The organism is Sphingorhabdus sp. YGSMI21, assembly GCF_002776575.1.
In the GTDB taxonomy this organism is placed as follows: Bacteria; Pseudomonadota; Alphaproteobacteria; order Sphingomonadales; family Sphingomonadaceae; genus Parasphingorhabdus.
This window is the reverse complement of record NZ_CP022548.1, coordinates 3,448,452-3,468,061: the sequence shown is the minus strand read 5'-3', so window position 1 is coordinate 3,468,061 and position 19,610 is coordinate 3,448,452. Positions and strand designations below refer to the sequence as shown.

At 58.2% G+C, this 19,610-nt stretch carries 14 protein-coding genes and 1 tRNA gene; 7 read left to right on the top strand and 8 right to left on the bottom strand.

What is annotated here, in order from left to right; all coding sequences use genetic code 11:
• The first annotated feature begins 32 nt into the window (after positions 1–32).
• Positions 33–359 carry a thioredoxin TrxA gene (trxA, locus tag CHN51_RS16630; protein ID WP_100095014.1) on the top strand — a complete coding sequence of 109 codons (327 nt, stop codon included), beginning with the start codon at positions 33–35 and terminating at the stop codon, positions 357–359.
• Here trxA and CHN51_RS16625 read toward each other — a convergent pair.
• Complete coding sequence (locus CHN51_RS16625; protein ID WP_100095013.1) at positions 356–1,162, bottom strand: inositol monophosphatase family protein; 807 nt, start codon at positions 1,160–1,162, stop codon at positions 356–358. The two genes, trxA and CHN51_RS16625, sit on opposite strands and share 4 nt — an antisense overlap.
• 4 nt (positions 1,163–1,166) lie before the next feature.
• Positions 1,167–2,396, bottom strand: coding sequence for a bifunctional glutamate N-acetyltransferase/amino-acid acetyltransferase ArgJ (gene argJ / locus CHN51_RS16620; RefSeq protein WP_100095012.1), 1,230 nt, complete (start codon positions 2,394–2,396; stop codon positions 1,167–1,169).
• A 58-nt stretch (positions 2,397–2,454) separates the two neighbouring features.
• Here argJ and CHN51_RS16615 point away from each other — a divergent pair, with 58 nt between their 5' ends.
• The 3 genes from CHN51_RS16615 to CHN51_RS16605 all read left to right on the top strand — a co-directional run bounded on the left by CHN51_RS16615 (position 2,455) and on the right by CHN51_RS16605 (position 6,428).
• A complete protein-coding gene (locus CHN51_RS16615; protein ID WP_100095011.1) occupies positions 2,455–2,781 on the top strand; it encodes a hypothetical protein in 327 nt (108 codons plus the stop codon).
• A gap of 105 nt (positions 2,782–2,886) precedes the next feature.
• Positions 2,887–5,628: a preprotein translocase subunit SecA gene (gene secA, locus CHN51_RS16610; protein ID WP_100095010.1), complete on the top strand. Its 2,742-nt coding sequence runs from the start codon at positions 2,887–2,889 to the stop codon at positions 5,626–5,628.
• 32 nt (positions 5,629–5,660) lie between these two features.
• Positions 5,661–6,428, top strand: a complete 768-nt coding sequence (locus tag CHN51_RS16605; protein ID WP_100095009.1) for a sulfite exporter TauE/SafE family protein — start codon at positions 5,661–5,663, stop codon at positions 6,426–6,428.
• A 131-nt stretch (positions 6,429–6,559) separates the two neighbouring features.
• Here CHN51_RS16605 and CHN51_RS16600 read toward each other — a convergent pair whose 3' ends face one another.
• Positions 6,560–7,582 (bottom strand): hypothetical protein, encoded by a 1,023-nt coding sequence (locus CHN51_RS16600; protein WP_123906345.1) that lies wholly within the window; start codon positions 7,580–7,582, stop codon positions 6,560–6,562.
• A 733-nt stretch (positions 7,583–8,315) separates the two neighbouring features.
• On the opposite strand from CHN51_RS16600, the gene CHN51_RS16595 reads away from it, so the two are divergent.
• On the top strand, positions 8,316–9,470 hold the full coding sequence (locus CHN51_RS16595; protein ID WP_164089260.1) for a GGDEF domain-containing protein: 1,155 nt from the start codon (positions 8,316–8,318) through the stop codon (positions 9,468–9,470).
• A gap of 166 nt (positions 9,471–9,636) precedes the next feature.
• Here the strand turns inward: CHN51_RS16595 and CHN51_RS16590 are convergent.
• The 3 genes from CHN51_RS16590 to moaA all read right to left on the bottom strand — a co-directional run bounded on the left by CHN51_RS16590 (position 9,637) and on the right by moaA (position 11,554).
• Positions 9,637–9,711 (bottom strand) — tRNA-Asn (locus CHN51_RS16590).
• 74 nt (positions 9,712–9,785) lie between these two features.
• Positions 9,786–10,559 (bottom strand): NAD kinase, encoded by a 774-nt coding sequence (locus CHN51_RS16585; RefSeq protein WP_100095006.1) that lies wholly within the window; start codon positions 10,557–10,559, stop codon positions 9,786–9,788.
• The gene (moaA, locus tag CHN51_RS16580; RefSeq protein ID WP_100095005.1) at positions 10,556–11,554 is read right to left on the bottom strand and encodes a GTP 3',8-cyclase MoaA; all 999 of its coding nucleotides are present in this window, start codon (positions 11,552–11,554) and stop codon (positions 10,556–10,558) included. Before moaA ends, CHN51_RS16585 begins: the two co-directional genes overlap by 4 nt.
• Before the next feature lie 248 nt (positions 11,555–11,802).
• On the opposite strand from moaA, the gene CHN51_RS16575 reads away from it, so the two are divergent.
• On the top strand, positions 11,803–13,725 hold the full coding sequence (locus CHN51_RS16575; RefSeq protein ID WP_123906344.1) for a GGDEF domain-containing phosphodiesterase: 1,923 nt from the start codon (positions 11,803–11,805) through the stop codon (positions 13,723–13,725).
• Here CHN51_RS16575 and mfd read toward each other — a convergent pair.
• Both mfd and CHN51_RS16565 read right to left on the bottom strand, forming a co-directional pair.
• Positions 13,722–17,153: a transcription-repair coupling factor gene (gene mfd / locus CHN51_RS16570; protein ID WP_240616781.1), complete on the bottom strand. Its 3,432-nt coding sequence runs from the start codon at positions 17,151–17,153 to the stop codon at positions 13,722–13,724. The genes CHN51_RS16575 and mfd overlap by 4 nt on opposite strands.
• A 71-nt stretch (positions 17,154–17,224) precedes the next feature.
• Positions 17,225–17,491 (bottom strand): succinate dehydrogenase assembly factor 2, encoded by a 267-nt coding sequence (locus CHN51_RS16565; RefSeq protein WP_100095002.1) that lies wholly within the window; start codon positions 17,489–17,491, stop codon positions 17,225–17,227.
• Positions 17,492–17,550: 59 nt separating this feature from the next.
• On the opposite strand from CHN51_RS16565, the gene recG reads away from it, so the two are divergent.
• On the top strand, positions 17,551–19,608 hold the full coding sequence (gene recG, locus CHN51_RS16560) for an ATP-dependent DNA helicase RecG (protein ID WP_100095001.1): 2,058 nt from the start codon (positions 17,551–17,553) through the stop codon (positions 19,606–19,608).
• Positions 19,609–19,610: the final 2 nt, after the last annotated feature.

Genomic DNA, 19,610 nt, shown 5'->3' with positions numbered 1-19,610 from the left:
CTAGATAGGGTCTGAACAATTGGAGATTCGTTATGGCTACCAAAGCAATTACCGACGCAAGTTTCGAAGGCGATGTCCTGAAGGCTGACGGCCCCGTGCTCGTCGATTTCTGGGCGGAATGGTGCGGCCCCTGCAAGATGATCGGCCCCGCGCTGGAAGAAATCAGCGACGAACTGGCCGGCAAGGTGACCATCGCCAAGCTCAATATCGACGACAGTCCCGATGCACCCGCCAAATATGGCGTGCGTGGCATCCCGACCATGATATTGTTCCACAATGGCGCACCGGTTGAAACCAAGGTCGGCGCGGCTCCGAAAAGCCAGCTGAAAACCTGGCTTGAATCCAGCCTACCTGCCTAGTTTCTGAAAATATCCCCGAGCCGCTCGGCTGCCTCGTCCCAAAGTTTCGGGGACGAGGCGCCGAGCAGGCCTTTCCTGCGGTCTGCGGGGCGATAGTCCGATCCGTCCCAACGCGCGCATTTTCCCCCGGCTTCATTGAGAAACAACACCCCGGACGCATGGTCCCAGGGCAGTGTGCGCTTGAATACGGAGAGATGGTTGGTTCCCTCGACCAGTCTCGGATATTGCTCGGCGGCGCAGCGCGGAATATCGACAATTTCGTAAAAAGGCTGGGCTGCGGCGAGCAGTGTGTCGCGCTCTTCCGGCGTCATGAACCCGGTTGCCAGCGCCGCAACGGGTTTTTCCGGATGATCTTCGGGAACGGCGACCCGGTCCCCGTTTATAAAGGCGCCGCCGTTCTTCTCGGCATGGCAAATGCGGCCGGTCAGCGGGTCGTAAAGCCAGCCGGCAACGGTTTCATTCTCCTCGACCAAGGCAATCATGATCCCGAACGGGCCCCGTCCGGCAGCATAATTGCCGGTCCCGTCGATCGGGTCGATGATGCAGACCTGGCCGTCGGCCAGTTGGTCCAGCACCGATTCATCGGCGGCAAAGGCTTCCTCGCCGACAATCTTGGTCTCGGGCAGCAATGCCGACAGCGCCCCGGCGATATATTCCTCGCTGAGCTTGTCGGCGACGGTCACCAGATCGCCGGGTGTTTTCTCGTCAATCTGGTGCGATGTCAGATTCTGGTAATAAGGCAGCACAATATCGCGCGCCGCCTTTTCGATGATGTCGAGGACGGGCTGATAGAGATTGTGCAAGAACCTAACTCCTGTAGTCGGCGTTGATTTCGATATAGCCGTGGGTGAGGTCGCAGGTCCAGACCGTTGCCCGGCCTTCGCCCAGACCAATATCGACCGTAATGTCGATTTCACTGCCCTGGAGATGCGCGGCGACCGGCGCCTCGTCATAATCGGGCACGACCAGGCCTTCGCGGGCGACGGTGACGCCGCCGAAGCCGATCGCCAGCCGGTCACGGTCCGCTGGCTCACCGGCCTTGCCGACCGCCATGACGACCCGCCCCCAATTGGCGTCCTCGCCGGCAATGGCGGTCTTGACCAGCGGCGAATTGGCAATCGAGAGGGCAATGCGCTTGGCGCTGTCATCGCTATCCGCACCGGTCACAGCGATTTCGATAAATTTGCTCGCGCCTTCGCCATCGCGGACGACGAGATGCGCCATTTGCATGCACAGATCGCTCAGCGCCGCCTGGAAGGCATCGGCACCATTGTCGTCAAAGGACGTCAGGGCAGGGGCCGTGCTTTTCCCTGTGGCGAAAGCCAGCACGGTATCACTGGTCGACGTGTCGCTGTCGACGGTGATGCAGTTGAAGCTTTTTGCCGTCGCCGCGCTCAGCATCTGCTGCAAAAAGCCGGCCTCCACCGACGCATCGGTAAAAATATAACCGAGCATGGTCGCCATATCCGGGGCAATCATGCCGGAGCCTTTGATGATGCCGCTCAGATGAACGGTCTTACCGCCGACGATGGCGCTCGCGGTCGCCATTTTCGGGAATGTATCGGTCGTCATGATCGTTGCCGCGGCCGCTTCCCAGCTGCAGGGATCCGCTGCAAACACCGCTTTCAGGCCCGCTTCGGCCTTGTCCTGCGGCAAGGGCACGCCGATCACGCCGGTCGAGGAAACGAATATTTCGTGTTCCGCGCAGCCAAGATGGGCCGAGGCCAGCGACAATATTTTCTGTACCGCCGCCATGCCGCGTGCGCCGGTAAAAGCGTTGGCATTGCCGGCGTTGACGACCAGACCGCGCGCCTTGCCGCCTTTCAGCGCTTCGCGGCAATATTCGACTTCCGGCGAAGGGCATTTGCTTTGCGTCAGCACCCCTGCGACTGCTGTGCCCGCTGCCAGTTCGACAAAGGTCAGGTCGCAGCGGTCCCACTCCTTGTACTGCGCGCGGGCAATGCGGCAGGATACGCCCTCGATATCCGGTAAAACGGGAGATTGTGCTGGCGCCAGGGGCGAAAGTTTGTCCGACACTTAACTTGCCTTTATACAATGTTTTGATAGAACGCGCTGATATGACGAGGCCTTGTCCATGAACGCATATTTTGCAAGTTTTATGTTGCTGCTATTCAACGCTGTCGGCCTCGCCGTGCCCGCGTCGGCAGCGGCTGCGGAACGCGTGGTGCCGGAACTGGGCAGCGCGGCGAGCCTGTCGGAGGCCGCAGAGGCCGAATCCTCCGCCATTATCGCAGCGGCCGTTTATACGATACCGGATCACCAGTCCTGCGCTTTGGCCGAAGCCTGCTTGGTCGCGTCGCGCACTATTGGCAAAACCGGCAGCAGCATGCCGGACTGGGCCGTCGTCGCGATGCGCAGCGAAGCCGGCGACAAGCTGGAGCATGAAGAAGGCGCGCCCTAGCGCCATTTTCTGTTTCGCCGATATTGAACGGCGAAAGACTCTCCCCAAATTCATCCTGTTCGCGGCCGGCTACCGGCCGGCAAAATTTACAAATTGGAAAATGTCATGTTCGGCGGTTTAGCCAAATCCATCTTCGGGTCAGCCAATGACCGGTACGTCAAATCCATGCAGAAAGTGGTCGATGCGGTCAACGCGTTCGAAACGGAAGTCGAACCGCTCTCCGACGCGGAACTGGCGGCCAAGACCGTGCAGTTCAAGGAACGGGTCGCCGGCGGCGAGACGCTCGACGACATATTGCCGGAAGCCTTTGCGGTCGTTCGCGAAGCGGCCAAGCGGACGCTGGGCCAGCGGCATTATGATGTGCAGCTGATCGGCGGTATCGTGCTCCATCGCGGCGAAATCGCCGAAATGCGGACCGGTGAGGGCAAGACTTTGGTCGCGACGCTCGCCTGCTATCTCAACGCGATCGAGGGCAAGGGCGTCCATGTCGTCACCGTCAACGACTATCTCGCCCGCCGTGATGCGGAATGGATGAGCCAGGTCTATAATTTCCTTGGTCTGGAAGTCGGCGTGATCGTCCCCAATCTGGGCGAGGCCGAGCGCCGCGCGGCCTATGCGGCGGACATTACCTACGGCACCAACAACGAATTCGGCTTTGATTATCTGCGCGACAATATGAAGCACGAGCGCGCCCAGATGGTCCAGCGGCCGTTCAATTTCGCGATTGTCGACGAAGTCGACTCGATCCTGATCGACGAAGCGCGGACGCCTTTGATCATCTCAGGCCCGACCGACGACAAGTCCGATCTCTATCTGCAGGTCAACGCGGTGGTCCAGAATATCACCGAGGATGATTATGAAAAGGACGAGAAATCACGCAATATCTCGCTGACCGAAGAGGGCACGGAAAAGGCGGAACGCCTGCTCGAGGAAGCCGGTCTGCTGGTCGGTGACAATCTCTATGATTTCGAGAATACCCAGGTTGTCCACCATCTCAACCAGGCGCTGATGGCCAATGTCATGCGCAAGCGCGACACCGACTATATCGTCAAGGACGGCAAGGTTATCATCATCGACGAATTTACCGGCCGGATGATGGACGGGCGGCGCTGGTCCAACGGCCTGCACCAGGCAGTGGAAGCCAAGGAAGGCGTCCAGATCGAGCCGGAAAACCAGACCATGGCCTCGATCACCTTCCAGAATTATTTCCGCATGTATCCCAAATTGTCCGGCATGACCGGCACCGCGGAAACCGAAGCAGCGGAATTTTTCGAAATCTACAAGATGAATGTCGTCACCATTCCGACCAACAAGCCGGTCCAGCGGATCGACGAGAATGACGAATTCTACAAGAATACGCTCGACAAATTTGCCGCCATTGCAAAGACCGTCAAGGAACATAGCGACAAGGGCCAGCCGGTGCTGGTCGGCACCGTGTCGATCGAGAAATCCGAGCTGCTCTCCGACTTCCTCAACAAGGAAGGCGTGAAGCATAATGTCCTCAACGCCCGCTTCCATGAGCAGGAAGCGCATATTGTCGCCCAGGCCGGTTCTCCCGGTGCGGTGACGATCGCGACCAACATGGCCGGTCGCGGCACCGATATCCAGCTCGGCGGCAATATCGATTTCCGGATCGAGGAAGAACTGGCCGACATGGAAGAGGGGCCGGAACGGGACAAGGCCATCGCCAAGATCGAGGAAGAAGTCCGCGCGCTACGCGAGGAAGTGCGAGCGGCGGGCGGTCTGTTCGTGCTCGGCACCGAGCGGCATGAAAGCCGCCGGATCGACAACCAGCTGCGCGGCCGTTCCGGTCGCCAGGGCGATCCGGGGCTGAGCCGTTTCTATCTCTGCCTCGAGGATGATCTGCTGCGCATCTTCGGCACCGAAACGATGTTCGCCAAGATGATGAACAAGAATCTCGAGGACGGCGAGGCAATCGGTGGCAAATGGCTGTCGAAAGCCATTGAAACCGCCCAGAAAAAGGTCGAAGCGCGCAACTATGAAGCGCGCAAGCAGGTCGTCGAATATGATGACGTGATGAACGACCAGCGCAAGGTGATCTACGAGCAGCGCTCGGAAATCATGGATGCCGACACGGTCGGCGATGTCGTCGAGGACATGCGCCATGAAACCGTCAACGCAATGGTCGCCGATGCCTGTCCTCCGGGCAGCTATCCCGAGCAATGGGATATCGAAGGGCTGAAGACCCGCGTCAAGGACGTGCTCAACCTCGCGCCCGATATCGACAGCTGGCTGCAGGAAGACGCCGTCGAACCCGAGCTGATCGAGACCCGGATCGCCGAACTGGCCGATGCCGATTTCGCTGCGAAAAAGGCGCAGGTCGATGCCGAGAAGCCCGGCGTGTGGGAAGATATCGAAAAATCGATCCTGCTCGAATTGCTCGACCATCACTGGAAGGAGCATCTCGCCACGCTCGACGCGCTGCGCCAGGTCGTGTTCCTGCGCGCCTATGCCCAGAAAAAGCCGCTCGACGAATATAAGCAGGAAGCCTTTGGCCTGTTCGAGCGGATGCTGGAAATCATCCGCGAAGGCGTCACCAAAACGATCGCGATCAGCCAGTTCCACCAGCAGGAAGAGCTGGTTGTGCCCGATCTGCCGGAATTGCCCGATTTCCTGACCACGCACATCGATCCGCTGACCGGCGAGGATAACAGCAATGATATCGACGGCGGCACCCTAGGGACGGTATCCACCGCCTTGCCGCCACGGCAATCCGGACAAATGGACAATCCGCAAGATGCCTTCGACGGCAGCAAGGTCAGCCGCAACGCGCCATGCCCCTGTGGTTCGGGCCGTAAATACAAGCATTGCCACGGCAAGTTTTGATCTGAAACACCAGCGGCCAGGCGGGAACTGAGATGGATATTTCAATTTCCGTCCTGGCCCTGCTGTTTGCTTTGACCGCCGCGCTCTACGCCAGCGTCGGTTTTGGCGGCGGCTCTACCTATATCGCGCTGCTGGCGCTGGCCGTGCTCGACTATCGGGCGCTGCCGGTCATTGCGCTGCTGTGCAATATCATCGTCGTGACCGGCGGCACCATCCGCTTCCAGTCGCGCGGCCTGATCGACTGGCGCAGGATCTGGCCGATCCTGTTGCTGTCCGTGCCGGCCGCCTGGCTGGGCGGGCGCATGGTTCTGGCGCAGGACAGTTTCATGCTGCTGCTCGGCCTGTCGCTGGCGGCAGCGGGCCTGTTGCTGATCATCGAACCGTTCATCAAGCGGGCAGGGGATAGCGCCCCCGCGGGACAATGGACCGGTCACCGCCTGTTCGCGCCTGCCACCGGCACCGGCATCGGATTCCTCTCCGGCATGGTCGGCATCGGCGGCGGCATCTTCCTCGCCCCGATCCTTTTGCTCACCCGCTGGTCCAACAGCCGCCGCATCGCCGCGACCGCCAGCGTCTTCATTCTGGTCAATTCGGTTGCCGGCCTGGCCGGACAATTGGCAAAATCAGGATGGAGCAGCGGCGGCGAGGCGATCCTGGCCTATTGGCCGCTGTTCCTCGGCGTGCTGCTCGGCGGGCAGGTCGGCAGCCTGTTGGCCAGCAAAGCCTTGCCCGAGATCTGGATCAGGCGGCTGACGGCGTTGCTGATTTTATATGTGGCGGTAAGGATCTTGTGGGTTTGAGGGGTTGGGATTAGGGCGTGGTCACCGTAATTCCGGTCAGGAAATTAGCGGCACTATGTAGGAGTTAAGGGGAGGGTTGCGGGAACACGGGGTAAGGCCCGTGATTAGGCTAATATTGGCGACGTTGCTGGCTAGGTGGTCCTGTTATGGCCAGCTCGACGCATATATACAGTTTCGATAGAAATGTCGTCGGGAAGGGGGAATGGTAATCCCATACTAGAAAATGGATCGTTTCGAATTTCTTCAGTCTCCCCATAAGTAAAACAAAATGCCCTGTCGGTTTTCCTGAAGATATCATCACCAGGGATGCGGTATCTTGCGGCGGCGAACACGATATAGTGCAATCTGTCGTTGGCACTGTGTCCAACAGTTGCCGGCATCAGGTGTCCGCGAGCCTCATTTTGACTACTAAAGGTTGTGCTTTCTCCGGGAAGAAGTGGATATGGGGAAAGGTCAGCGCTCATCCTTCCATTAGCGGCCTCTTCGGCGTTGGCCCTAGCGGATTCAACAAGATGGTCCTCAGAAGATGCGCGTATAGGTGTGATAATTACAGTCCGCACAGCGCAACATTCGGCGACCATTTTTCCAACGTTAGTGATCGTGATATCACATCTAAGCAACAGGCTTCCCTTTGTTTCAACCTTTGCAACTTTTGTAGAAATTTGAAGCCACGGGCGTTGCGCATGTTCGGTCAACTCGTTTTGCCGGTTCATAGCTTTGGTGGCTTTTATGGATTCTTTGAGAAAATCGGAATTGGTTTCCAAGGTCTTCTTGACAAACCAAACACCGATACCAGTCACCGCTACCGTGCTGAGGGTGGCTATAAACATCCAGATCGCCCAAAATTTCATCCCCTGCTGGGCATCCAAATCTTGTTCAGCGCGTGCTGTTTCTTGGCTGGATTCTACTTTTTCATAGACACAATCAAAAACAGCCGCAGGCTCAACTCCACCGCAGGAGCGCAGCGCGCTTTCCTTAGCTGTCTCGGAATAATTAGCGGGATATTGATTGCGGCGTTCGCTTTCTTGCCCGCTTGAATACGCTAGCCCACCAGCAATTATGATTGAAAGTATCAAGGCCAAGGCAATACCGTAACCGCTTAGATGCGGAGTTACTTCACGCCTATCGCTTCCATCACTGCCACCAGAAACCATGCTGGAAAGCTCCCCCTGTTGATCTTCACGATTATTGAACCTTCGGTTTCAGAAATATCCGATTCGCACAAACTCCGTGCAAGTTCGGTATAGCCTACACCGGCCCGCTTTGCCCGAGTAGATCTTCCTGACATCCCGCACAATGTGACCCAGAGAGGCAATGTTTGGACTCGCACGAAGACACGAAGTCACAAAGTCCGGAAGACAAGGCGCAATCCCTTCGCGCCTTCGCGGCTTCGTGTGAGTCCATGGAATTTTGGTCACGACCGCTTCAGCATTTGCGCTTTTCCTCTCGCTCACGGGAGAAGCTGCATCAGTCTGTAATATGACCCGATCCGCTCTTTCCTACAGCATTGCCGATCTGGTAAACCGGTGCCATGACGATGGTATTGCACATCCGGCCACCCGCCCGCCGCTCTGCGTCCCGGCGGGTTGTTTTCGGCTTCGGGCACGATTGTTCCGGGCATAAAATGGCTGTCAGCTTCCTGCCCCGATAAGCCCTTTCCGACGGCAAAGCTTTTTCCGCTTTAGGGGGTGTGACCCGTGTGACCCTGATTTTTAATTTTTGCGAATTTTCCGCTATTACAACAGATTGAAGGAGGTAATTGCAACAGACTATATGATCGTCAAAAAAAGCGGTCCTGGCTGCTATCGTTGACGAACCACAGGGAGGCGGCAGACAGAAATGCGGCGGTTAACAATTCGTTGACAGATCGTTGCTATGTTGAATCCGATGTCAGAGAATTCCGGCTTTCATATCCAGACCGTCCTCATATTGGCGATTTTTGCGCTGGTATTCTGGCTGATCCATTTTTTCAACAAGCGCCAGCCGTTCCCGGGATGGGTGGCGGTCGCCTATTCGGCGGCTCTGGCGGCCTATATCATCGACAGCACGCGAACCCCGTCGACCAGCGTCGGCTTCATCTTCGTCTCCACCAGTATGTTCTGGATATTCAGCCTGGCGATTGCCAAGGCGGTCTACGTCCGGTGCAACGCTGCATTTCCCAATATCATCGTGGGGCTTATCCTGTCCTCGGCGATGACGGCCTTTACCGTCCTTACCTTCGTCGCCCCCGACATATCGATTCGTTCGGTTCTGGTCAGCGTGGTCGCCGCGATCCTGCTGGCGCTCGCGCTCCCGCCCCTGTGGAAGGCGGGCGAAAAGGTGATCGACGGGGTGCTGTTCGGCGTGATTGCGACCGTTGCGGCGATATTTGTGGTGCGTATCCTGATTGTCTATTCGCTGCATGGCCTGACTCTGACCGAGCAGAGCTATTCGCAATCGGAATATGCCTGGATATTCCATTTCACCAGCGGCATCTGCGCGCTGGGTCTTGCGGTGGTACTGTTATACGCCGCCGGGCTGGACATGGTCTGGCATTTCCATGGACAGTCCAATCGCGACCCGCTGACCGGCCTGCTGAACCGGCGCGGGCTGAAAGGGCTGTTCAACAGCTCCGGGGCAGACGACCGGGACAGGCAGTATATCCGGGCGGTCATCCTGTTCGACATCGACCATTTCAAGCGGGTGAATGACCAATATGGCCATGCGGCGGGCGACAAGGTTCTGCAACGGGTTGCAAAGACGGCCTCCGGCCTGTGTCAGGAACAGGGGCAGGTGGCCCGAACCGGTGGCGAGGAATTTGCGATCCTGACCGACTGGATTCCGCTCGAGACCGCGCAGCTTCTGGCGCAGCATATGTGCGATTCGCTGCGCTTCGTTGCCCATCCGGAACTGGCACCCGATCACAAGGTCACCGCGAGCTTCGGACTGGCGGTGCTGACCGATGCCGATTCGCTGAACGATGCCATGGACCGCGCCGATCAGGCGCTATACCAGGCCAAGCGCAACGGTCGTAACCAGGTTGCGCTGGCGCAGGCGGCCTGATTCTGCGGGCCAGCCGCGGTCAGGGCCGGCTTTCCTACAGTCGGCCAGCCGTGATAGACCGCCATATCCGCTGATTCGAAAGACAGGTTCTGCCACCGCCAGACCGGATTTTACGCCATGCACCGGCCGGAGAACGGATATTTTCTGGGAGGTGGAGGTAGGAAAATGGCTCCCCGAGTTGGATTCGAACCAACGGCCATTCGATTAACAGTCGAATGCTCTACCACTGAGCTATCGGGGAACACGCTCGATTCTGGACCGAGCCTTTCATGGTGAAGCGCGCCTATAACAATGTCATTTGCGTCCCGCAAGCCATCAAACGACAAATTGTTCCATGGCGATGCGATCATCCAGTGCATGTTCCGGATCGAACAACATGGTCAGCGACTGGCTACGGTCGATGGCCACCTTTACGCAGCTGACATCGCGTACTTCCTGCTGGTCGCCAACCGCGCTGACCGGCCGTTTTTCGGGGTTGAGGACGCGGATGGTGATCTCCATCTTGTCCGGCAATATGGCGCCTTTCCAGCGGCGTGGCCGGAACGGGCTGATCGGGGTCAACGCGAGAAGATTGCAGGTCAGCGGAAGAATCGGACCGTTTGCGGACAGATTATAGGCGGTCGAGCCGGCGGGCGTGGCAATGAGAACGCCATCGCAGACCAGCTCTTCCATCATGATCCGGCCGTTGATCTCGATTTCGAGCTTTGCTGTTTGCCGGGTTTCGCGCAGCAGCGACACTTCATTGATCGCGGGCAGGGTGAAACTGGCGCCGGAAATGGTCTCGACATCCATCTTCAGGGGCTTGACCTTGAAAGCGCGGGCCTTGGCGAGGCGCTCGTTCAGGTCTTCCAGATGCCAGTTGTTCATCAGGAAGCCGACCGTGCCCAGGTTCATGCCATAGACCGGCATGATCTTCCGGCGATTGAGCATCTGGTGCAAGGTCTGCAGCATGAAACCGTCGCCGCCCAGAACCACGGCCTGATCGGCTTCTTCGACCGGAACCCAGTCGAGCAGCGCTTTCAGCTTGTCGGCCGCTTCCTGCGCCGGCGCCGTAGGAGACACGATCAGTGCCCATTTCTTGTCGTTCATCCGCCTGTGACGTTCATATGACGCTCCAATATCTCTGCGGACCCATCGAGCTGCGCATTGAAATCATGGCGCTGCGGTTTGAGCTTTAGAGCCTGTTGGAGCAATTGGTCAACGGCAGCGATGCCATTCTCGCGAACCGCCGCGCGCAGATCGACATGTGCGTTGTGACCAAGGCACATGAATATCTTGCCGTCGGTGGTCAGGCGCAAGCGGTTGCAATCATCGCAGAAATTGTTGCTCAGCGGTGTGATCAGGCCGAGGCGCAGACCCAGGGGTTCGACCGAGACATAGCGCGCGGGGCCGGAGCTGCGGTGGGAAATGGGCTGGATGGAATATTGGTCCTGCAAGGGCGCCAGGAACGCATCGGCGGCAATATGGGCCAGCTTTCGATCAGCCCCTACATCGCCCAGAGGCATGCTCTCGATAACCGTCAGATCATGTCCCCGTTCGGCGCAATATTCGGCCATCGGCACGAGATCGGCTTCGTTGAAGTCGCGAACCGCAACCATGTTGATCTTGACCCGGATACCGGCTTCGCTGGCGGCTCTTATGCCGTCCAGCACGACGCTCACATCGGCGCCGCGGGTGATCTCGGCAAAGCCGGCGGGATCGAGCGTGTCCATGCTGACATTGATCCGCCGTACGCCATGGCTCGCGAGATGATCGGCATATTCGGTGAGCAACGAGCCGTTGGTGGTCAGGGTCAGTTCTTCCAGCTCGCCGGAAGCCACCTTTCTGCCCAGCCGCTGGATCACGTCTTTCATATCCCGTCGCACCAGCGGCTCGCCGCCGGTCAGCCGGATCTTCCGGATGCCGTGACCGATAAAACGTTCGGCGATGAGAGTGATCTCTTCCAGTGTCAGAAGCTCGGACTTCGACATGAAGGTCATCTTCTCCGACATGCAATATTGGCAGCGGAAATTGCACCGGTCGGTGACCGAAATGCGAAGATAATCAATTTTGCGTCCGAAACCGTCTTGCATTGGGCGCCTCATGTCGATTCAATGCTATAGGGCTAGCGCTTTCCGGATAGGCAGGCAACGCCCTATAAAGGTTTTCCTGCTACGGAAAAAGATAGTCTGCCGCCTGTAAAACGGCGTTCAGGTCACCCGGTTCAAGGAGTCTCGAAGTCAAAATATCGTCCACCCCGACTGCCCGTCCGGCCGAATTTAGAAACCTGTTTCTGCTTTCGTTCCACGAGCGCGATCCGCTGGCGGCAGAAATCGCGGCTTTGGGATGGCGGGTGCATTCGGCCCGCCGGCTGGATAATCTCAGCGCCCGGTTCTTCTCCGCCGGCGCGATGATCGCGGTGATCGATATCCGCCAATCCGAACGGGAAGGCGCACAGGCAATCGCCGAGCTGGCGCGGACGGCAACCGAAAGCGGCATCGCGATATTGGCATTGGTCGACAGCAGCCACGATGCTGAGACTATCGCGCATTGCTTCGAGGCCGGCGCGACCCATTATCTGGATTTCGCCGATACCGGTGCAAATCTGAACCAGGCGATCAACTATGCCTATCGCTATGTCGAAAATTTCAGAGGTGGCGCCGAACGCACGAGCCATGAACAATCGCTGCTGACACTGGGAGATCTGCAATGGTCGATGACCGGCGGCAGCCTCAGGGAATATTGGATCAGCGATAGCCTGCTGGCCGCTGCTGGCGAGATTGACTTCGGGCGTTATCCGCTGACCGGCATTTATCGCACGCTCTCGCCCGAGGAGCGGTGTCGTGTGCGAGGAGCCATGGGGCGTTTGCGGGATGGTGCAAGGCAAGCGGCGGTACCGCACCGGTTCAATGGCCGCCCGGTGATCCATCATCTGCACGAGGCCGATGGCCGCATTTCCGGCAGAATCGAATATCTCGCCAGTGGCGGGGACGCGGAGGACTGGACCGGACGGGATCTGCTTTCCGGGTTGCGCAATGCGGCATCGGCGCGGACGTGGATCAGGCGGAAACTGGATGACGGCAGCCAGCTGACGCTGATTGCGATCGGGATCAAGAATTTCCGGATGATCAACGCCGCGTTCGGACGCAATGCTGGGGACCAGTTGCTGCGGATTGTCGGGCACAGGCTGATGGACCAGGCGCATCGTCAATATGAGGGACCGCATCTCGTGGCGCGTCTTGACGGTCAGAATTTTCTGATAGCGCTTGCCGATTTCGGTAATAGCAAGGTCTCGGATTTTGCCAATGAACTGATCGGCGCCATCTTTGGCGACTTGCAGCTCGAGGGGCGGCCGATCAATCCCGTCGTACGGGCGGGCGTCGCGATCGGGACCAAGGATTCCAGCGACAAAACATTGATCAGAAAAGCGGTCCTGGCGCTCGCGGAAGCGACCGCCGCGGACGCTCTGCCGATCCATTTCAGCACCGTGTCCGAAGCCGATGTCCATCTGGAAGAGGTGCTGGAGGGGCAATTGCCCGGAGCCATGGGGCGCGGTGAAATCGTCATCGTATTCCAGCCGCAAATCAAGGTCGATAGCGGAGCATTATTTGGTGCAGAGGCTCTGGCGCGGTGGGAGCATCCCGAATATGGATTACTCGGCGCGTCCACCTTGTTCGCCGTCGCCGAGCGGGCGGGGGTGATGGATTCGCTATCGACCCAGATACACAAGCAGGCGTTGACCCTGGCCGCTCGATGGCCGGCAAGTCTCGGATCCCTACGGCTGTCGCTGAATGTCACCGCCGGCGATCTGGCGGCGAAAACATTTGTCGATGACATGCTGGGGCAAGTCGAAACCGCCGGCTTTGATCCGGCCCATCTGACGCTCGAGATCACCGAGTCAGAGCTGATCGGTAATTTGTCGGCCTCGGCGACCAAATTGCACCGGTTGCGCAAGAAAGGCATCTGCATAGCAATAGACGATTTCGGCACCGGTTACAGCAGCTTGTCCTATCTTAAGGAACTGCCGGTTGACTATCTGAAGATCGACAGCGGGTTGACCGGGGACATGAGTGGTTCGTCCAAGGACCAGGTTGTCGTGCGATCGATAATAGACATGGCACATAGTCTTGACCTGAGCGTGGTCGCCGAAGGCATCGAAACCGAATCCCAGCTTGATATTCTCGCCGATCAGGGCTGCGAGTTTTTTCAGGGTTTCCTGCGTTCCGGTGCGCTGTCGCCGGACGAGTTCGAAGCCTTCGCCCTGCGCAGCAACTAGGCAGACACGCGCTGCGCGAGTTTCGATAGGCCGGTCGTCAATTGGGTCAGGCCATGCAGGCGGGACTTGGGATCGCGCCACTTGCGTTCGATGAACAGCTTGTTGTCGGGCCGGATCTTGGCAGTCCCCTTGAGACGGTCGACATAATCGAGCAAGCCCGGGACGTTGGGAAAGCTGTCGTTGTGGAACGTGACCAGAGCCCCGCGCGGCCCCATCTCGATTTTCGCAATCTTCGCTTTCACGCAATTCATCTTGATATGCATGAGCTTGAGCAGATTGTCGGTCTGTATCGGCAGGTCGCCGAACCGGTCGATCATTTCCGCGGCAAAGGATTCGATTTCCTGAAGGGTTTTAAGCCCGTTCATGCGGCGATAGAGCCCCATCCGGAGTGAAAGATCAGGAACATAAGCTTCCGGTATCAATATGGGCGCATCGACCGTGATCTGCGGAGAGAAGCTGTCGGTGGTGGCTTGCAGGCCGGAGCCCTTGGCCTTCGCCTCGAGAATCGCATCCTCCAGCATTGACTGGTAAAGTTCGAAGCCGACTTCCTTGATATGCCCCGATTGCTCGTCGCCCAGCAGGTTGCCTGCACCGCGGATATCCAGATCATGGCTGGCGAGCTCAAAGCCGGCACCAAGGCTGTCCAGATCGCCGAGGATCTTCAGTCGCTTCTCCGCCTTCTCGGTAATGATCCGGTCTTTCGGCGTCACCATATAGGCATAAGCGCGCGTTTTAGAGCGCCCGACACGGCCTCTCAGCTGATAGAGCTGGGCCAGGCCGAACCGGTCGGCGCGGTGGATGATCAGTGTGTTCGCGCTGGGAATATCGAGACCGCTTTCGACGATAGTGGTCGAAAGCAGCACATCATAATTGCGGTCGTAAAAAGCGGACATCCGCTCTTCCACGGTTGCCGGCGGCATCTGTCCATGGGCAACAACATAGGTGAGCTCGGGTGCATGTTTCTTGAAGAAATCTTCGATGTCGGCAAGATCCGCGATCCGCGGCACGACCACGAAAGACTGGCCGCCGCGATAATGTTCGCGCAACAGCGCTTCGCGCAGCGGTACCGGGTCCCATGGCATGACGTAGGTGCGCACCGCCAGCCGGTCGACAGGCGGAGTCTGGATGACCGACAGTTCGCGCATGCCGGTCATCGCCATCTGCAACGTCCGAGGAATGGGCGTGGCGGTCAGGGTGAGGACGTGCACATCCGCCTTCATCGCCTTCAATCGTTCCTTATGGGTGACCCCGAAACGTTGCTCTTCATCGATAATGATCAGGCCGAGCCGCTGGAATTCTATGGATTTGGCGAGCAGGGCATGCGTGCCGATCACAATGTCGACTTCACCGCTCGCCAGGCCTTCTTTGGTCTTCTTGGCTTCCGCTGGTGGCACCAGACGGGACAGCCGACCGATCTTGACGGGAAAGGGGCGAAAACGCTCTTCGAAATTGTTGAAATGCTGGCGTGCAAGAAGCGTTGTCGGTGCTATGATCGCAACCTGCATACCGGCCATTGAGGCGGCAAAGGCAGCGCGCATCGCGACTTCGGTCTTGCCGAAACCGACATCACCACAGACCAGGCGGTCCATCGCCTTGCCGGATGCCATGTCGCCGAGAACTTCCTCGATCGCCTGCTGCTGGTCATCGGTTTCCTGATATGGGAAGCGGTCGACGAAGCCCGCCATCTCGCTCGCGTCCACGCGGGCGGGGGTTGCCGGTTGCAAAGCCCGGGCTGCTGCAGTTCTCAGCAGCTCATGGGCAATCGCCCGGATGCGTTCCTTCAGCTTCGACTTGCGCCGTTGCCAGCCTTCGCCACCCAGACGGTCGAGCACAACACTGTCACCGCCTTCGCCATAGCGGCTGAGGACATCAATATTTTCCACGGGGACATATAGCTTGTCACCGCCGGCATATTTGAGATGAACGCAATCATGCGGACTGTCGCCGACCGGAATCGAGACGATGCCTTCGTAAAGTCCGATGCCATGTTCGAGATGCACCACCAAATCGCCCAGACTGAGCGCGGACAGCTCCTCGATGAAGGCATCGCTGCTTTTGCGCCGCTTCGACTTGCGAACCAGCCGGTCTCCGAAAATATCCTGTTCGGTGAGCAAAGACAGGTCTTCCGATCGGAATCCGGAAGACAGGGGCAAGATTGTCAGTGCTATTGCGGGCGCAGCCGAGAGGCAGGATGCCCAATCATCGCACAGCACGGCTCCCTTGACATCATGGTCCTTGAGAAGGTCGAAGATACGGGCGCGCGATCCCTTGCTATAGCTGGCGACTATGGCCGTGGTTCCGGCCTTTGTCAGGCCGCTGAGATGGCTGCCCAGTGCCTGGTAAATATTCTCGTTGCGGGCTCGTTCCGGAGAAAAATCGCGGGGTGAAGACACCGACATCGACATGACGTTGTCCGATTCCGGTTCGTCAAATTCGCTTAGAATATGGATGGGCGCGTCATTCTCGCGGATCCGCCATTCTTCCGGCGTCAGATAGAGCATTTCCGGGGGTAGCGGGCGGTAGCTCGACAGATTGGCCTTATCGGCTTCGACCCGGTTCTTATGATAATCCGCAATGGCGACAAATTGCGCCTCTGCCGCTGCAGTTCCAGCCGTATCCCGCAAGATCAGACTGTCATCCCCGACATAATCGAAAATGGTTGCGAGCTGGTCTTCGAGCAGCGGCAGCCAATGTTCCATCCCTGCCAGACGGCGTCCTTCCGATATGGACTGATAGAGTGCGTCGCTTGTCGCAACCGCGCCAAAGAGATCGCGATAGCGCGTGCGAAAACGCGTAATGCTCTCCGGGTCCAGCAGGAATTCCGATACCGGGAGCAGTTCCAGACTATCAATATTGCCGACGGTTCGCTGGTCTGCGGGATCGAACTGTCGCAGCGTTTCGATTTCGTCGCCGAAAAGGTCGATCCTGATGGGCAGCTCGGCGCCCGGCGGGAAGAGATCGATCAGACCGCCACGGGCCGCAAATTCGCCGCTGTCAGCCACCGTGTCGACGCGGACAAATCCGTTGGCATAGAGAAATGAAATCAGCTTTTCCTGCTCGACGATCGTGCCGGGTGCCAGGCGGGTAACAAATTCCTTGATTCGCGATGGCGCTAGTACGCGCTGGGTTACCGCGTTTACCGTCGTGACCAGCAACTGCGCGCCCGAGAACGGCTGAGCCAGTTTAGCCAGGGCTGCGAGCCGGTCCGAAGTGGTGTGAAGAGCCGGGGAAGCACGGTCATAAGGCAGGCAGTCCCAAGCCGGAAATTCGATGATATCGAGATCGGGTGCAAAAAAGCGGGCCGCTTCGACAACCGCGCTCATCGCCGCGTCATCGGTCGCGATAAATATCGTGCGCCGGCCCGATTGGGTCGCAACTTCCGACAGGAACAGCGGGCGATAGCCAGCCGGCACACCGGCTATGGTCATGCCTTGTTCGGCGGATAATAATCTATCTGGATAAGACACTGGGGATCGCTTCTGGATATAGGACAGGAATATTATTTCGTTGCATCGATATAGTCGAGTTTCTGCATATCATCCATTTGCGGCCCCTTGAAAGCCGAAGGAACGGGCAGCGTGCCAATTGCCCAGGCCATAACATCCACGTCGTCTTCAACGAGCAGCTTTTCGAACCAGTCGATATCCTCTTCGGACCAGTCAGGACTATAACGATCAAAAAAACCGCCAATGAGAAAATCCGCCTCGCGGGTCCCGCGATGCCAGGCGCGAAATTGCAGCCGTTTCAGCTTGGTTTCGCGATCCATAATTACTGCTCCAACTTGGCTGGCATAATGGGCCAGCGGGGGTATAAAGGCGGATAGACATGCGGCCCGAGATACTCAATCCATTATTTGGCGAAACCCAGTCGCTTAAAGGCGTCGGCAAGGTGCTGGCCAAGCCGCTTGAAAAGCTGCGGCTGACTCGGGTCAAGGATCTGCTCAACCATCAACCAAGCTACTGGATACATCGCAAACGCGTTGAGGAACTCGATGAAGTCGATGTCGGCGAGACGATCATCGTTGAGGTGACACCTGTTGATTATCGTACCGGCGGGCCACGCAGTCCCTTGCGGGTCCACGCTACGGACAAGCTGGGCAACTATATCAGTCTAACCTTTTTTGGACGGAATCCGGGCTGGCCCAAGAAACTGCTGCCGCTGGGTGAGTCCAAGGTCATTTCCGGAAAGCTCGAACGCTATGGCGACGAACTGCAAATGGTCCATCCGGATCAGGTTCTCGAACCCGGGCAGGGCGACAGCATCGCGCTTCTGGAGCCGATCTATCCTTTAGCAGAAGGGTTGGGCAATGGGCGAATGAAGCAGCTGGTTGGGCAGGCCTTGGCGCTAGCTCCGACGTTGCCGGAATGGATCGAACCGAGCCAGCTTGCTGCGAAAGACTGGAAGAGTTGGAAGGACAGTATCGTTGCCCTTCATCGCGTCGAAAGCGAAGATAGCAGTGACAGGCTCGCCTATGATGAGGTATTTGCCAACCAACTTGCCTTCATGCTGGTGCGTGCCAGCAACCGGAGCAAGAAAGGCATTCCTATTCAAGGCGATGGCAGGTTACGCGACAGGTTGAAGCTGCCGTTTGAGCTGACCGATGCCCAGAAGCGTTGCATTGTCGAAATTGAAGGCGATCTCGCGCAAAACGCTCCGATGTTACGGCTGCTTCAAGGTGATGTCGGCTCGGGAAAGACTCTGGTGGCGCTGATGGCGCTGCTGTCTGCGGTAGAAGCGGGCTATCAGGGTGCTTTTCTGGCGCCGACGGAAATTTTGGCACGGCAGCATTACGAAGGACTCCAGAAATTGCTGACGGGCCTTCCGGTCAACATCGCCATATTGACCGGACGCGACAAGGGGAAGGTTCGCGAGGCGACACTGATGGGAGTGATGGATGGTTCGATCAATATCCTGATCGGAACGCACGCGATATTTCAGGACCATGTGAAATATAGGAATCTCGCCGTCGCGGTCATCGATGAGCAGCATAAATTCGGCGTGTCTCAGCGCCTTATGCTGACGCAAAAGGCCGAGCGTACGCCGCATTTGCTGGCGATGACCGCAACCCCGATCCCGCGGACGCTTACTTTGAGTCAATATGGCGAAATGGATGTGTCCCGCATCGACGAACTGCCACCCGGACGGCAGACGATAGACACCAGCGTGATCTCCGACGCACGAATGGCGGACGTGGTTGAGGGGCTGGCCCGCCATATCGCTTCCGGCGGTCAGGCCTACTGGGTCTGTCCCCTGATTGACGAGAGCGAGAAGAGCGATCTCGCGGCGGCTGAGGACCGCGCCGCTGCATTGTCTGCACGCTTCGGTGATCAGGTCGGCCTGGTGCACGGTCGGATGAAGGGGCCGGAAAAAGATCTGGTAATGACCCGCTTCCAGCGCGACGAGATTAAGGTGCTGGTGGCCACCACGGTGATCGAGGTCGGGGTCGATGTGCCCAATGCCAGCCTGATGATTATCGAAGCTGCCGACCGTTTTGGTCTCGCCCAGTTGCACCAGCTCCGCGGACGGGTGGGCCGGGGGAGCGTCAAGTCCAACTGCCTGCTGATTCGAGGCGAAACGCTGAGCGAAACGGCGCGCGCCCGCCTCACGCTGATGCGCGAGACCAACGACGGCTTTCGTATCGCCGAGGAAGACTTGCGGTTGCGCGGGGCGGGGGAACTGCTCGGTACCCGACAATCGGGTGATGCCGGCTTTCGTATTGCGACGCCCGCACAGGTGAATGAATTTATCGGAGCGGCGACCGATGATGCGAGGCTTTTGCTCGAACGGGATGGTGGCCTGGACAGCGAAAGAGGGCAGGCAGCGCGTGTTGCCCTTTATCTGTTTGAAAGGGACTGGGGCGTCAGTCTGTTGCGCAGTGGATAGCG